The 14530-nt window shown below is 68.4% G+C and carries 13 protein-coding genes; 11 read left to right on the top strand and 2 right to left on the bottom strand.

Features of this window, described 5'->3' with window-relative positions; genetic code table 11:
* Nucleotides 1-80: 80 nt before the first annotated feature.
* Nucleotides 81-956 (top strand): aminoglycoside phosphotransferase family protein, encoded by an 876-nt coding sequence (locus EV649_RS08805; RefSeq protein WP_241997894.1) that lies wholly within the window; start codon nucleotides 81-83, stop codon nucleotides 954-956.
* Nucleotides 957-965: 9 nt separating this feature from the next.
* Here EV649_RS08805 and EV649_RS08800 read toward each other — a convergent pair whose 3' ends face one another.
* On the bottom strand, nucleotides 966-1937 hold the full coding sequence (locus tag EV649_RS08800; RefSeq protein WP_130382266.1) for an NmrA/HSCARG family protein: 972 nt from the start codon (nucleotides 1935-1937) through the stop codon (nucleotides 966-968).
* Between the two features lie 95 nt (nucleotides 1938-2032).
* On the opposite strand from EV649_RS08800, the gene EV649_RS08795 reads away from it, so the two are divergent.
* The 7 genes from EV649_RS08795 (at nucleotide 2033) to EV649_RS08765 (ending at nucleotide 10709) form a co-directional block, all read left to right on the top strand.
* Nucleotides 2033-2518, top strand: a complete 486-nt coding sequence (locus EV649_RS08795; protein ID WP_130382264.1) for a MarR family winged helix-turn-helix transcriptional regulator — start codon at nucleotides 2033-2035, stop codon at nucleotides 2516-2518.
* 91 nt (nucleotides 2519-2609) lie between these two features.
* A complete protein-coding gene (locus tag EV649_RS08790; RefSeq protein ID WP_130382262.1) occupies nucleotides 2610-2888 on the top strand; it encodes a hypothetical protein in 279 nt (92 codons plus the stop codon).
* Nucleotides 2885-3793, top strand: a complete 909-nt coding sequence (locus EV649_RS08785; protein ID WP_130382260.1) for an FAD:protein FMN transferase — start codon at nucleotides 2885-2887, stop codon at nucleotides 3791-3793. The genes EV649_RS08790 and EV649_RS08785 overlap by 4 nt, the downstream gene beginning before the upstream one ends.
* Nucleotides 3766-4344, top strand: coding sequence for a hypothetical protein (locus EV649_RS08780; protein ID WP_130382258.1), 579 nt, complete (start codon nucleotides 3766-3768; stop codon nucleotides 4342-4344). The genes EV649_RS08785 and EV649_RS08780 overlap by 28 nt, the downstream gene beginning before the upstream one ends.
* Nucleotides 4341-5537, top strand: a complete 1197-nt coding sequence (locus EV649_RS08775) for an NADH-ubiquinone oxidoreductase-F iron-sulfur binding region domain-containing protein (RefSeq protein WP_130382256.1) — start codon at nucleotides 4341-4343, stop codon at nucleotides 5535-5537. The genes EV649_RS08780 and EV649_RS08775 overlap by 4 nt, the downstream gene beginning before the upstream one ends.
* Nucleotides 5534-5731, top strand: coding sequence for a ferredoxin (locus EV649_RS08770; protein WP_130382254.1), 198 nt, complete (start codon nucleotides 5534-5536; stop codon nucleotides 5729-5731). The genes EV649_RS08775 and EV649_RS08770 overlap by 4 nt, the downstream gene beginning before the upstream one ends.
* A gap of 115 nt (nucleotides 5732-5846) precedes the next feature.
* On the top strand, nucleotides 5847-10709 hold the full coding sequence (locus tag EV649_RS08765) for an NAD-glutamate dehydrogenase (RefSeq protein WP_130382252.1): 4863 nt from the start codon (nucleotides 5847-5849) through the stop codon (nucleotides 10707-10709).
* Here EV649_RS08765 and EV649_RS08760 read toward each other — a convergent pair.
* Nucleotides 10706-11446: a GntR family transcriptional regulator gene (locus EV649_RS08760; RefSeq protein WP_130382250.1), complete on the bottom strand. Its 741-nt coding sequence runs from the start codon at nucleotides 11444-11446 to the stop codon at nucleotides 10706-10708. The genes EV649_RS08765 and EV649_RS08760 overlap by 4 nt on opposite strands.
* Before the next feature lie 143 nt (nucleotides 11447-11589).
* Between EV649_RS08760 and EV649_RS08755 the strand changes: the two genes are divergently transcribed.
* From EV649_RS08755 to iolC, 3 genes are read left to right on the top strand one after another with little or no spacing between them, the layout of a single operon-like run.
* Nucleotides 11590-12576, top strand: a complete 987-nt coding sequence (locus EV649_RS08755; protein WP_130382248.1) for a Gfo/Idh/MocA family oxidoreductase — start codon at nucleotides 11590-11592, stop codon at nucleotides 12574-12576.
* A 14-nt stretch (nucleotides 12577-12590) separates the two neighbouring features.
* Nucleotides 12591-13502 carry a sugar phosphate isomerase/epimerase gene (locus tag EV649_RS08750; protein WP_130382246.1) on the top strand — a complete coding sequence of 304 codons (912 nt, stop codon included), beginning with the start codon at nucleotides 12591-12593 and terminating at the stop codon, nucleotides 13500-13502.
* Nucleotides 13502-14443, top strand: a complete 942-nt coding sequence (gene iolC / locus EV649_RS08745; protein ID WP_130382244.1) for a 5-dehydro-2-deoxygluconokinase — start codon at nucleotides 13502-13504, stop codon at nucleotides 14441-14443. The genes EV649_RS08750 and iolC overlap by 1 nt, the downstream gene beginning before the upstream one ends.
* Nucleotides 14444-14530: the final 87 nt, after the last annotated feature.

The raw sequence follows: 14530 nt of genomic DNA, 5'->3' as shown, positions 1-14530 counted from the left end.
GTACCCATCACTTGCAGAGTCAAAATGAGTGTTGGTTGTGGTGACTGTCGTGTAGGTATGGGCCGGTGCACGATGACCAAGTGGACGTGACCACCGAAATCGTTGCGGCCTTGATCCAGGATCAGTTCCCTCAGTGGAGCGGCCAGGCGATCCGACGCGTGCCCTCGACCGGGACCGTCAACGCCATCTTCCGCGTCGGGAACGACCTCTCTGCGCGTTTCCCGCTGCGTCTGACCGATGCTGCCGAGGCGCTGGCGGTTCTGGAACAGGAAGCCCAGGCGAGCGCTGAGCTGGCACAGGTGTCTCGGTTCCCTGCCCCGGAACCCGTCGCCTTCGGAAAGCCTGGAGCGGGCTACCCCATGCCGTGGTCCGTCCAGACATGGTTGCCGGGAACAATCGCCTTTGATACCGACCCGAGTGCGTCGGACGCTTTTGCCGAGGACCTTGCGGCCTTCATCGCAGCCCTGCGGGACGCCGAGACTCGGGGCCGGCTTTTCAGCGGCGAAGGTCGTGGCGGCGTTCTCGCTCACCACGACAACTGGATGGCGAAGTGCTTCGAGGAGAGCAAGGGGCTGCTCGACGTACCGCGGCTACGCCAGATGTGGAGCCATTTTCGGGAGTTGCCGCGCACGGGTGCAGACGTGATGAGCCACGGTGACTTGATTCCCGGCAACGTACTGGTCGCGGGAGACCGGCTCAGCGGCGTACTCGACACCGGCGGCTTCGGCCCGGCCGACCCCGCACTGGATCTGGTCAGTGCCTGGCACCTGTTGCGGCCAGGCCCGCGGGAGGTTCTCCGGCGGACACTGGCCTGCGACGATCTGGAGTGGGAGCGCGGCAAGGCCTGGGCGTTCGAACAGGCGATGGGTGTCGTCTGGTACTACGTCGAAACCAACCCGACGATGAGCAGAATGGGCCGCCGCACACTCGACCGCATCCTGCACTCGACGGACTGACGTCGTGGATTACCTGGTGGCTGCCTGTAGGTCGGCTTTGTGCAGCTCAAGCCAGGTGTCGAAGGATTCCAGAGCCGGGTTCAATTCGCGGACCTTTGCCAGGTCGCGGTTGTCGGTGAACTCGTTGTGGTTCTCGGCGTAGAACTGGAACATGTTGGCCATCTCGACGGCCATGGGGAACGGGTATTCGCGGTACTCCTCCAGGGTGGGGGAGTAGTAGGTGACCTGCTCGCCTAGGGCTTTGGTCAGGGCTGCGGCGTACTCGTGGCCGGTGAGGTGGTCGCCGGCGATGCTGACGGTCTGGCCGATCAGGTCGGGGCGCTTGAGGATTGCGAAGGCGCTGCGGCCGATGTCGTCGGTGGCGATGCCGGACAGGCGCTGGTCGCCCATCGGGAGCGTGATCGTCAGTGTGCCGTCGGCGTTGCGGGTCGGCGGCATGGCGGTGACGAACGCGTCGAAGTAGAACGTGGTCCGCAGGTACGTCGTCGGTACGCCGTACTTCGTGAACAGCTCGTCGGCCTCGCCCTTCGCGTCGAAGTGCGGGACCTTGTAGCGCCCGTCGTCCAGGCTCGGTACGTCGTCGCGCTCGCCGAAGAACTGGCGGGTGTCCTCGAGCGTCGACCAGATCAGATGCTGTACGCCGGCGTCGCGGGCGGCCCGCGCGGCGATCTCGGCCTGGTCGAGCTCCATCTCGGCGCGGGTCCGCACCGCCTCCTCGTCCGCGGTCAGCGGCGCCCAGTAGTTCGTCACCACGAAAGCGCCGTACGCGCCGTCGAACGCGGCCCGGATGCTCGCCTCGTCGTCGAGATCGGCGGAGACCACCTCGGCGCCCGCGACGGCGAGGTCCTTCGCCGCGGCGGAGTCCGGGTTCCGGGTCAGCGCCCGTACGGCGAACTCGCCGGACGGATCGGCCAGAATCGCGCGGACCAGCGCGCCGCCCTGTGCTCCGGTGGCTCCGACGACGGCGATCAGCTTGCTCATATCCGTTCACTCCCAAGAGTTAGGTTGATGTGTCAACTCAACTGATCGTAGCGCGATTGGTTGATGTGTCAACCCGAACGGGTAGGATGGCTCTCGTGAGCAAGGGACCGTGGCTCGACGACGACGAGCAGAAGGCGTGGCGCAGCTACCTGCTGATGAACCGCACGCTGGAGACGCACCTGGAGCGGCACCTCCAGCGCGACTTCGGCCTGTCCAAGTCGGACTTCGAGATCCTGGTGAACCTGTCCGAGTCGGAGTCCGGCCGGATGCGGGCGTTCGAGATCGGTCGCGCGACGCAGTGGGAGAAGAGCCGGCTGTCGCATCACCTGACCCGGATGGAGAAGCGCGGCCTGATCCGCAAGGAGGCCTGCGACTCGCGGTATCCGGAGATCGTGATCACCGAGGAAGGCCTGGCCGCGATCAAGGAGTGCGCCCCGGCGCACGCCGCGCGGGTGCGGGAGTTCTTCGTCGACGTGTTCGGCCCCGATCGCCTCGCCGTGCTCGGTGAGGTCGCCGACGAGATCGTCGGCACGATCGGCAAGCACTGCGACACCGACTGCCCGCTGGAGGCCCGCTCCTGAGAGCTGTTCTCAGAGAGCTTTCAGCAGAACTTGACGGTGGCTTGATCTTCTCTTGGAGTGCGGCTGACGGGCCTCGAACGAGGCTTACGGCATGGTCACCACAGACGAATCCCAACCCAACCGCCGGCGCTGGCTGCACCGAGCGTCCGCGGCCGCGATAGCCACTGCCGTCCTCGGCGTCGGCGCGACCGGGATCTCGGTCGCGGTCGTGTCGTCGAAGCACTCGAACGGCACCGGCGCCGGTACGACGGCGACGCCCAGCAGTTCGGATTCCTCGTCTGGTTCGAGCTCGGACGACGGCAGCAGCTCGAGCGGGGTCGGCTCGGCCGATTCCGGCTCCACCTCGCAGGGCGGGAGCAACGGGTCATGACCGCCTCCCGCACGTGGAACGCGTGGAGTTGCACGGTCCGGCTGACCGTCGACGACCCTGCCGTACTGGGGGCGGCGTGCGGTGAGCTCAAGGCGCTGATGGACCGCGTCGACAAGGCCGCGAGCCGGTTTCGCCCGGACTCCGAGCTGTCGATCGTCAACACCAGGGCCGGTGCACTCGTACCGGTGTCCCGGCTGCTCGTCGACCTGGTCGACGTCAGCCTGGTCGCGGCCCAGATGAGTGGCGGGGCGGTCGACCCGACTGTCGGTCCGGCGGTGATCGCTGCCGGGTACGACGCCGACATCGAAGCGGTACGGCGGCGCTTCCCGCAGGCCCCCGAGGACCCGACGCAGATCGCTGGCTGGCAGGAGGTCCGCCTCAACCGGAAGCTAGCGCTGCTAGGGGTACCGAAGGACTGCGCTCTCGACCTCGGCGCCACCGCCAAGGCCTGGACTGCGGACCGGGCTGCCAACGTGATCAGCAAGCGCTACGGCTGCGCGGTCCTCGTCGAGATCGGCGGCGACCTGCGGGCAGCGGGTACGCCGAAGAAGCCGTGGGTCATCACCGTCGCGGAGCGCGCCGGCGACCAGGGTGTCCTCGTGACGCTTGCCCACGGCGGTCTGACCACGTCGACCCGGACAGTACGGCGTTGGCAGACACCGACCGGCTACGGGCACCACGTCATCGACCCGCGCACGGGCCGTCCCGCGGAGGGTCCGTACCGGACTGCTTCCGTCTGGGCGCCGACCGCCGTACGGGCGAACACCTTCAGTACTGCGCTCATCGCCACTGGTGAGGCAGCTGTTGGGCGGCTGAAGCTGTCCGGTCACCCGGCGCGGCTGATTGCCGACGACGGTGAGGCTACCGAGCTGTGCGGGTGGCCGACAGCGAGCAGGGCTGCCTGATGACCCTGTGGTACCTGGCCCGTGCGGCCGGCGTGGTCACGATGATCATGTTCACGCTGTCCGCGGTGCTCGGAATGGTCATGCCGGGCGTACGTCGACCGGAGCGGCGGTTCTGGCTCCAGTACGTGCACCGCTCGGCAGCTGTGACCGGACTGGTCCTGCTGGCGACACATGTGGTTGCCGTGATCGCCGACAGCTATGTGGACATCAGTCCGACGGTTCTGGTGTGGCCGTTCGGCTCCGGCTACCGGCCGTTCGCCATGGTCGTCGGTGTGCTCGCTCTCTACAGCCTGGCACTGGCGTCGCTCGTCGGAGCGGCACGTGGCCGACTGGCCGTGTCTCAGTCGTTCACGAAGCACTGGCGCAAGCTGCACATCGCCGCGTCGGTTGGGTGGCTGCTGTCCATTGGCCACGCATTGCTGGCAGGTACCGACCGCAGTACGCCGTGGATGCTCGGCATCACGCTCGGCTGCCTGGCCGCAGTGGCCACCGCCGGGGCGTATCGCCTCAACGCGGCTCCTAAACCCACCCGTGCCTGGAGGACCCAATGACCACCATCGAAAGGGAGCGGCACAGGGTCATCGGTGAGGCCAGGTTGCTGGCCGGACTCGACCAGGACCTCCAGCAGCACCTTTTGACCCACGGTCCGCTACCCGAGCTGACCCGTGAGGACTACGTGCAGCTCTGTGAAGCCGTAGGACTCAGGGGACGCGGTGGTGCGGCATTTCCGGTCGCAGTGAAGCTGCAGGACCTCCCAGCTCGCGGTGTGGAGGCTGTGGTGGTCAACGGCTCGGAGAGCGAGCCCGCGAGCCGGAAGGACCGTCTGCTCCTCACCCGGGCGCCACACCTCGTTCTGGACGGCGCAGTCGGTCTCGCGCACGCACTCCGGGCACCGCACGTGCTGATCGCCGTACACGACACCGCCGCGGCCACCTCCCTCCGGGAGGCGCTGATGGAGCGTGACGACCAGCTGGCGATCGAGGTGCGTGACACCCCGGGTCGGTTCGTCGCAGGTGAGGCCCGTGCGGTGCTGAGCGCTCTCGAAGGCGGTACTGCGGTGCCACCGGGGCGGCGGGTGCTGCCGACGCGGAGGGGGTACCACCGGCGGCCGACGTTCCTGTCGAACGTGGAGACGTTCGCGCAGCTCGCCGTACTCGCGCGGCTCGGGTCGCGTGGGTTCAGCAGCACCGGTCTGATCAGCGAGCCGGGTACGCAGCTGCTGACGATCGACGGGGCGGTCCAACGGCCTGGTGTGATCGAGACACCGACCGGTGTCCCACTGAACACTGTCCTGCAGTACGCCGGTGCCGAACCGGGACCTGTCCTGCTGGGCGGGTACCACGGGCGCTGGCTGCCGCGGACCGACGGCGTCATGCTGCAGCGACCAGAGGTGTCCGCCGGGATCATCCTGGCGCTCGGCTCCGGAACCTGTCCGCTCGGTGAGGTCACCAGAGTCGCTGAATGGCTGAGGAGTCAGTCGGCCGGTCAGTGCGGGCCCTGTGTCTTCGGACTCGCCTCACTCGTCGACGACTTCGCCCGGCTGACCATCGGCGACCCGCAGGGGTGGCACGACGCACATCGGCACCTCGGCCTGGTTCCGGGGCGAGGAGCCTGTGCGCACCCGGACGGAGTTGCGAGGTTCCTCACATCGGCGCTCGAGGTGTTCGACGACGACGTACAGCTGCACCTGTCTGGTCAGGGGTGTGGGCGACCGGTTCTGGGAGTTCTTGGAGGTGCCCGATGAACAAGCTGGAGATCGACTGGACCCGGTGCGACGGGCACGGCTTGTGTGCCGGTCTGATGCCTGATGACGTCCTCCTCGACGAGTGGGGGTTCCCGGTCCTCCGCGGCCGCGAAATCACCGCCGGTGAGCTCCCGGACGCGCGCCGCGCAATCCTCGCCTGTCCAGCTCTTGCACTACGCCTCAGTAGTCGATGACAGGCCCGTCCCGACACCACACCAGTGACAAAGGTGGACTAATCTCTGAGTGACCGCACAACGTCGTGCGGTCCGGCGCGGACGACGCCGAAGTCACGTGTGGAGACGGTGGGGAATGCAGAGCAAGCTGGACGTCCAGAAGGCGGATGTGCTCGCCAAGGCGGTGGCCGCGGGAACACATGGTCACGACAAGTCGACCGACCCGGGCAAGCTGAAGACGTTCCTCGAGCAGTACTACCGGCACGTCGCCGCCGAGGACGTCGCCGAGCGCCAGCCGAACGACTGCCTGGGCGCCGCGCGGCACCACTACAAGTCCGCGGTGTCCCGCCCGCAGGGTACGGCGAAGGTGCACGTCTTCACGCCGACGCTGGAGGAGCACGGCTGGTCCGCGAGCGGCCGGACCGTGGTCGAGATCGTCATCGACGACATGCCGTTCCTGGTGGACAGCGCCTCGATGGCGATCACCGAACGCAACCTCGAGCTCCAGCTCCTGATCCACCCGCAGTTCGTGGTCCGGCGCGACGTCGCCGGCACGCTGCAGGAGGTCCTCGACGACAGCGCGACCGCGGACGGGCACGACCTGGTCCGCGAGAGCTGGATGCACCTGGAGATCGAGCGGATCGCGGACGTCGCCGAGCACCGCGCGCTCGAGCGGGACCTGCAGAAGGTGCTGAACGACGTCCGCGAGTCGGTCGAGGACTGGCCGAAGATGCACGAGAAGGCGGTCACCATCGCCGCCGGCCTGAACGCCGCCGACCTGCCGGTCTCCGAGAGCGAGGTCGAGGAGGCACGCGAGCTGCTGGAATGGCTGGCCGACGAGCACTTCACCTTCCTGGGCTACCGCGAGTACGACTTCACCATGGAGGGCGCGCAGGGCATCCTGCGCGGCCGCGCGGGCACCGGCCTGGGCATCCTCCGGCCGGACCCGAAGCCGGGTTCCGGCAAGCTGCCGCCGGAGGTGAGCGCCAAGGCGCAGGAGCGGAAGCTGCTGATCCTCACCAAGGCCAACTCCCGCTCCACGGTGCACAGGTCGACGTTCCTGGACTACGTCGGCATCAAGCAGTTCGACGAGAGCGGTAACCCGGTCCGCGAGTGCCGGTTCATCGGTCTGCTGTCGTCGACGGCGTACACCGAGAGCGTCATGCAGGTGCCGGTGCTGCGACGCAAGGCGCTGGAGCTGTTCCGCCTGACCGGCTTCGACCCGAACAGCCACAGCGGCAAGGGTCTGCTCGACGTACTGGAGACCTACCCGCGCGACGAGCTGCTGCAGGCGCCTGTGGAGGACCTCCTGCCGATCGTGCAGTCAGTGCTGCACCTGCAGGAGCGGCGCGCGGTCAAGCTGTTCGTACGGCGTGACGTCTACAACCGGTACCTGTCCTGCCTGGTGTACCTGCCGCGTGACCGCTACACCACTGCGGTCCGGCTGAAGATGCAGCAGATCCTGAAGGACGCGATCGGCGCCGAGACCGTCACGTACGCCGCCTACGTCACCGAGTCCGTGCTGGCTCGCGTGCACTTCGTGGTGCGGATGAAGCAGGGCGAGACGGTCGGCGAGTACGACCCGGATCTGCTGGAGCAGCAGGTCATCGAGGCGACCCGGGCGTGGCAGGACGACTTCACCGCGGCGCTGCACGCCAAGGGCGGCGACGGTGCGGTCACCAAGCTGGCGCGCCGGTACGCCAACGCGTTCCCGGAGGCGTACAAGGAGGACTTCGACGCGCGCGTCGCGGTCAACGACGTACACGTTCTGGAGGGGCTGCCGTCCGAGAACGGGCTGGCCATGTCGCTCTACACCCCGCTCGACGAGGAGTGGGAGGGCGAACGGCGCTTCAAGGTGTTCCGCACCGGGTCGTCGCTGTCGCTGTCCCAGGTGCTGCCGCACCTGAGCGCGATGGGCGTGGAGGTCGTCGACGAGCGCCCGTACGAGATCCGCTGCGACGACGGCACGATGGCCTACATCTACGACTTCGGCCTGCGGGCACCGGAGGACACCGAGGAGCGCGAGGAACTGCGCACCCTGTTCTCCGACACGTTCCAGGCGGTCTGGGAGGGCCGGGCCGAGTCGGACAGGCTGAACGCGCTGGTACTGCGCGGCAGCCTCAGCTGGCGGCAGGTGTCGATTCTGCGCGCGTACCAGCGCTACATCCGCCAGGGTGGTACGCCGTTCAGCCAGGACTACATCGAGAACACCTTCCTGAACCACGTGGACGTCGCGGGCCTACTGGTGCAGCTGTTCGAGACCAGCTTCGACCCGGCGCGTGGACCGGCGGACGATCCGGACCGGACGATGCGCACGGACCAGCTGGAGAAGGAGATCCTGGCCGCGCTGGACACGGTGCAGAGCCTGGACGAGGACCGCATCCTGCGTTCGTACCTGACTGTCATGAAGGCGACGCTGCGGACCAACTACTTCCAGCCGGGCGCCGACGGGAAGCCGCGGACGTACATCTCGCTGAAGCTGGAGCCGAAGGCGATCCCGGAGCTGCCGCAGCCGCGGCCGAAGTACGAGATTTTCGTGTACTCGCCGCAGGTCGAAGGTGTGCACCTGCGGTTCGGCGCGGTCGCGCGTGGCGGTCTGCGCTGGTCGGACCGGCGGGAGGACTTCCGCACCGAGGTGCTCGGCCTGGTGAAGGCGCAGATGGTGAAGAACTCGGTGATCGTGCCGGTCGGCGCGAAGGGCGGGTTCTACGCCAAGCAGCTGCCCGACCCGGCCGCGGATCGGGACGCCTGGCTGGCCGAAGGCATCGCGTCGTACAAGACCTTCATCTCCGGGCTGCTCGACATCACCGACAACATCGTTGCCGGTGACATCGTTCCGCCCGACCAGGTGGTGCGCTACGACGGTGACGACGCCTACCTGGTCGTTGCCGCGGACAAGGGTACGGCGACGTTCTCGGACATCGCGAACGGTGTCGCCAAGGAGTACGGGTTCTGGCTCGGTGACGCGTTCGCGTCCGGCGGCTCGGTCGGGTACGACCACAAGGCGATGGGCATCACCGCCCGCGGCGCGTGGGAGTCGGTCAAGCGGCACTTCCGCGAGATGGGTCACGACTGCCAGAGCGAGGACTTCACGGTCGTCGGTGTCGGCGACATGTCCGGTGACGTGTTCGGCAACGGGATGCTGCTGTCCGAGCACATCCGGCTGGTCGCCGCGTTCGACCACCGGCACATCTTCCTCGACCCGGCACCCGACGCGGCCTCGTCGTTCGCGGAACGGCGGCGGCTGTTCGAGCTGCCGCGGTCGTCGTGGGCGGACTACGACAGGTCCCTGATCTCCGCCGGCGGCGGGGTGTTCCCGCGGACCGACAAGGCGATCCCGGTCTCGGCGGAGGTGCGCGAGGTCCTCGGTCTCGAAGGTAGTCCGGCGACGCTGACGCCGGCCGAGTTGATGAACGCGATCCTGAAGGCGCCGGTCGACCTGTTCTGGAACGGCGGCATCGGCACCTACGTGAAGTCGTCCGCCGAGTCGAACGCGGACGTCGGCGACAAGGCGAACGACGCGATCCGGATCGACGGGTCCGAGCTGCGCGCCCGCGCGGTCGGCGAGGGCGGCAACCTCGGCTTCACCCAGCTCGGCCGGATCGAGTACGCCGCGGCCGGCGGCCGGATCAACACCGACTTCATCGACAACGTGGCCGGTGTGGACACCTCGGACCACGAGGTGAACATCAAGATCCTGCTGGACACGGTGGTCGCGGACGGCGACCTGACCGAGAAGCAGCGCAACGACATCATCGCGTCGATGACCGACGAGGTCGGCGCTCTGGTGCTGAAGAGCAACTACCGGCAGAACATCGCCCTGGCGAACGCGGCCGAGCAGGCGCCGGCGCTGATGCACGTCCACCAGGACTGGGTACGGCGGCTCGAGAAGGAAGGGCTGCTGGACCGGCAGTTGGAGTTCCTGCCGAGCGTCACCGAGTTCAAGAAGCGCAAGGCGGACGGGCGTGGGCTGACGTCTCCGGAGTTGTCGGTGCTGATCGCGTACACCAAGATCGTGCTCGACGCCGAGCTGCTGAAGACGTCGCTGCCGGACGACCCATACCTGGCGCACAAGCTCGCCAGCTACTTCCCGAAGGCGATCCAGGAGCGGTTCACCGACCAGATCCAGAGTCACCAGCTGCGCCGCGAGATCATCACGACGCAGGTGGTCAACGAATTCGTGAACACGTCGGGCATCACGGCGTACCACCGGCTCTCGCTGGAGACAGGCGGGACCATCGAGGACGTTGTGCGGGCGAACCTGGCCGCGTCGCGGATCTTCTCGCAGCCCGAGTTGCTGGCGAGCAACGCCGAGCTCGACAACGTGGTCGACGCCGCGACGCAGACGCACATGCGGCTCGAGACGCGGACGCTGGTCGAGCGCGCGACGCGCTGGCTCGTCAGCACCCGACGGCCTCCGGTCGACATCGAGGAGCTCATCGAGTTCTTCGGGCCGGGGATCGCGAAGCTGACGGCGGCGTTGCCCGACGTACTGCGCGGTCGTGAGCTGGCGCTGTTCGAGCAGCGCCGGGAAGCCCTTGTGCAGAAGGGGGTCTCGGAGGACTTCGCGACCCGGATCGCGGTGCTGCCGCCGGCGTACGGCGGGCTCGGGATCGTGGAGACCGCGTCACGCGAGGACATCGACATCTTCGAGGTCGCCAAGGTGCACTTCGCCCTCGGCGAGCGGCTGCAGCTGGGCCGCTTCCTGGAGCGGATCATCGGCCTGCCGCGCACCGACCGCTGGCAGACCATGGCCCGCGCGGCCCTGCGCGACGACCTGCACGCGGTGCACGCCCGCCTCACCCGTCAGGTCCTCGCCACCACCGACCCGTCGGTCGATCCCGAGCAGCGCGTCATCACCTGGCAGGACCAGAACGCGACGGCGCTGGCCCGAGCCGCCACCATGCTGGAGGAGATCGTCGAAACCGAAGGCCCCGAACTGGCCCACCTCTCCGTAGGCCTCCGCCTGGTCCGAACCCTGATCGCCAACCAGGCTTAACGTTCGGACACAACAACGTCGACGGAGTACTGGTCGGCGCGGTAGCAGTGGTTTCCGTATTCGACGGGCGAGCCGTCGGCGGCGTAGGCGGAGCGGGTCATGGTGATGAGCGGCTCCGCCTTCGACATGTGCAAGGTACGGCGTTCCTCGGCGGTCGCGTTGCGGGCGCCGATGCGCTGCCGCGCGACCGTCGGCCGGATACCGCGGGCCCGGAGGACGGCGTACAGGCCGTCGCTCGTGAGCTCGTCCAGGGTGAGGTCGTTGAGGGCCGGCGGCAGCCAGTTGCGCATGATCGCGAGCGGCAGGTCGTCGGCGTACCGGAGCCGGACGATCGAGACCAGCGGGGTGCCGGACGGGACCTCGAGTACGGCGGCGGCGCGGTCGTCCTGCGCCGCGCAGTCCAGCGCGAGCACCTCGGTCCGCGGCGTCCGGCCCTCGCGGGCGAGGTCGTCGTACAGGCTGGTCAGCTCGGCCTTACGGTGCACCATCTGGTTCGCGACCGTGGTGCCGATGCCGCGGCGGCGGACCAGCAGGCCCTGGTTGACCAGCTCGGAGATCGCCCGCCGGACCGTCGGGCGGGACAGATTCAGCCGGTCGGACATGCCGATCTCGTTCTCGAACGGGTCGCCCGGACGCAGCCGGCCGTCCGTGATGGCGGCAGTCAGCTGCTCGGCCAGCTGGTGGTACAGCGGTACCGGGCTGCTCCGATCGAGCTGGATCGGCAGGGCAGCATTCATAGGCGGATGTTACCCGGTCATGTGCGTACGTGAGAATGTGTTAACAAAGTATTGACACTGCTGGCACGGGCCCGGAAAGCTGACGGGCAACCAGCGCGCCACAGAGGCTGTGGCGCGCCCGTTCTTCGAGAAGGGCAGCGCGGATGCGGATCGGGTTGGTCGGGGTCGGGCGGATCGGGGCGTTCCACGCCGCGACGCTGAAGGAGTTGCCGGCGGTGGATCAGGTGGTCGTCGCCGACGCGGACCCCGCCCGGGCCCAGGCGGTCGCGAAGGAGCTGGGCGTCTCGTCGGTCCCCGACGTACCGGCGCTGCTCGCGTCCGGCCTGGACGGTTTCGTCATCGCGGCGGCGACGTCCGCGCACGCTTCGTTGATCGAGGCAGGGCTCGCGGCCGGCGTACCGACGTTCTGTGAGAAGCCGGTCGCGCTCGATCTGGCGGAGACCGAGCGGGTACTGGCGTTGGCGGAGGCGGCGACCGTCCCGGTACATATCGGTTTCCAGCGCCGGTTCGACGCCGGGTACCAGGCGGCGCGGGCGGCTGTGGAGACCGGCGAGCTCGGGTTCGTGCACCACATCCGGGCGAACACGAACGACGCGTTCCCGCCGCACCGCGAGTACATCCCGCAGAGTGGCGGGTTCTTCCGCGACTGCACGGTGCACGATTTCGACATCATTCGCTACGTCACCGGCCGCGAGGTCGTCAGCGTCTACGCGACCGGGGCGAACCGCGGCGAGACCTTCTTCGGTGAGTACGGCGACGTGGACTCGGCGGCCGCGCTACTCACGCTCGACGACGGCACGTTCGTCGCCGTCAGCGGGACGCGGTACAACGGCGCTGGGCACGACGTACGGATGGAACTGCACGGCAGCCTCGGCTCGATCGCGGTCGGCCTCGACTCGCACACCGCGCTCCGGTCGGCCGAGCCGGGCGTCAGCTTCCCGGAGGGACCGCCGCACATGACGTTCATGGACCGCTTCCAGCCCGCGTACGTCGCTGAACTGACCGCCTTCACCGAGGTCGTCGCCGGGACCCGCGAGGTGCCGTGCACGGTCCGGGACGCGCTCGCGGCATTCCGGATCGCCGACGCCTGCGAACTGTCCCGCCACGAGAATCGCATCGTCACGCTCTGAGGAGAGCTACGCATATGACTGACATTGCTACCCGTATCGCCGGTGCCCCGATCTCGTGGGGCGTGAGCGAGGTGCCGGGCTGGGGTTGGCAGTACGACGCCGCGACGGTGCTCGCCGAGATGCGCGCGGTCGGGCTGGCGGCGACCGAGTTCGGCCCGGACGGGTTCCTGCCCGACGACCCCGCGGACAAGGCGAAAACCCTGGCCGACGTCGGTCTTCGGGCCGTCGGCGGATTCGTGCCGGTCGTCCTGCACGACCCGTCGCACGATCCCGCTCCGGAGGTTGCCGCCGCCCTCGAGGGCTTCGTCGCGGCCGGCGCCGGGACCCTGGTTCTCGCCGCGGCGACCGGCCAGGACGGGTACGACGACCGCCCGGCGCTGGATGCCGCTGATTGGAGCACCTTGCTCGCCAACCTGGACAAGCTGTCCGCGCTGGCGGCCTCCCGGGGCGTGCTGGCGACCGTCCACCCGCATGTCGGCACGATGGTCGAGAACGCTGACGACGTCGCGCAGGTTGTGAACGGGTCGTCGATCGGCCTCACGCTCGACACCGGTCACCTGCTGATCGGCGGGGTCGACCCGGTGGCGCTGGCGGTCGAGCACACGTCCCGCATCCGCCACACCCACCTGAAGGACGTCGATGCCGCGTGGGCCGCGCGCGTGCAGTCCGGTGAGGTCGGGTACACGGACGCCGTACGCTCCGGGATGTATCGCCGGTTGGGCGCCGGCGACATCGACATCACCACGATCGTCAGCACGCTCGAGAAGTCCGGGTACGACGGGTGGTACGTCCTCGAACAGGACACGATCCTGCGTGCGCGCCCGGCGGACGACGGGCCCGTGGCCGACGTACGGGCGAGTATCGGGCACCTGCAGTCGATCGCTGCGGGGCTCGCCTCGGGGACCCGTACGGATGGGAAGGTCTGATGGTGGACGACGTACTGACGATCGGGCGCATCGGGGTCGACCTGTATCCGCTGCAGATCGGGACGCATCTGGAGGATGTCACCTCGTTCGGCAAGTTCCTCGGCGGGAGCGCGACGAACGTGGCGGTGGCGGCGGCGCGGCACGGGCGCAAGTCGGCGGTGATCAGCCGGACCGGGAACGACCCGTTCGGCGTGTTCATCCACCGCACGCTCGGCGAACTCGGGGTCGACGACCGTTTCGTCTCCGGAGTCGACGGCCTGCCGACGCCCATCACGTTCTGCGAGATCTTCCCGCCGGACAGCTTCCCGCTCTACTTCTACCGCTTCCCGAAAGCACCCGACCTGGTCATCAACCCGTCGGAACTCGACCTGGACGCGATCCGCGACGCGCGCATCTACTGGTCCACGGTGACCGGCCTGTCCGCCGAACCGTCGCGGTCCGCGCATTTCGCCGCCTGGGAGGCACGCGGGCGGCGTCCGATCACGGTGCTCGACCTGGACTACCGGCCGATGTTCTGGGCCGATCCGAGCGAGGCGCACTCGCAGGTGTCGCGCGCGCTCGAGTACTGCACGGTTGCTGTCGGCAACCGTGAGGAGTGCGAGGTGGCCGTCGGCGAGACCGATCCCGACAAGGCCGCCCAGGCCCTCCTCGACCGCGGCCTCGACCTGGCCGTCGTCAAGCAAGGCCCCCGCGGCACACTCGCCCGGACCCGGGACGAACGCGTCGAGGTCCCGCCGTACCCGGTCGAGGTGGTCAACGGCCTCGGCGCCGGCGACGGCTTCGGCGGAGCGCTGTGCCACGGGCTCCTGTCCGGCTGGCCGCTCGAGAAGATCATCCGGTTCGCCAACACCGCCGGCGCGATCGTCGCCTCCCGCCTCGAATGCTCCACCGCCATGCCCACCACCGAAGAGGTCCTCGCCCACCTGGGAGCCGAATCATGACCCCCCACGACGAAGACCAGTACTCCGAACACGCCCGTCCCATCCCCATCCACCGTCCCCACGAAGACCCAGACCCCACCACCCTCA

This window comes from Kribbella sp. VKM Ac-2569 (genome assembly GCF_004216905.1).
Taxonomy (GTDB): domain Bacteria; phylum Actinomycetota; class Actinomycetes; order Propionibacteriales; family Kribbellaceae; genus Kribbella.
The sequence above is the reverse complement of the archived record's forward strand: the minus strand, read 5'-3'. Positions and strand labels throughout refer to the sequence as shown.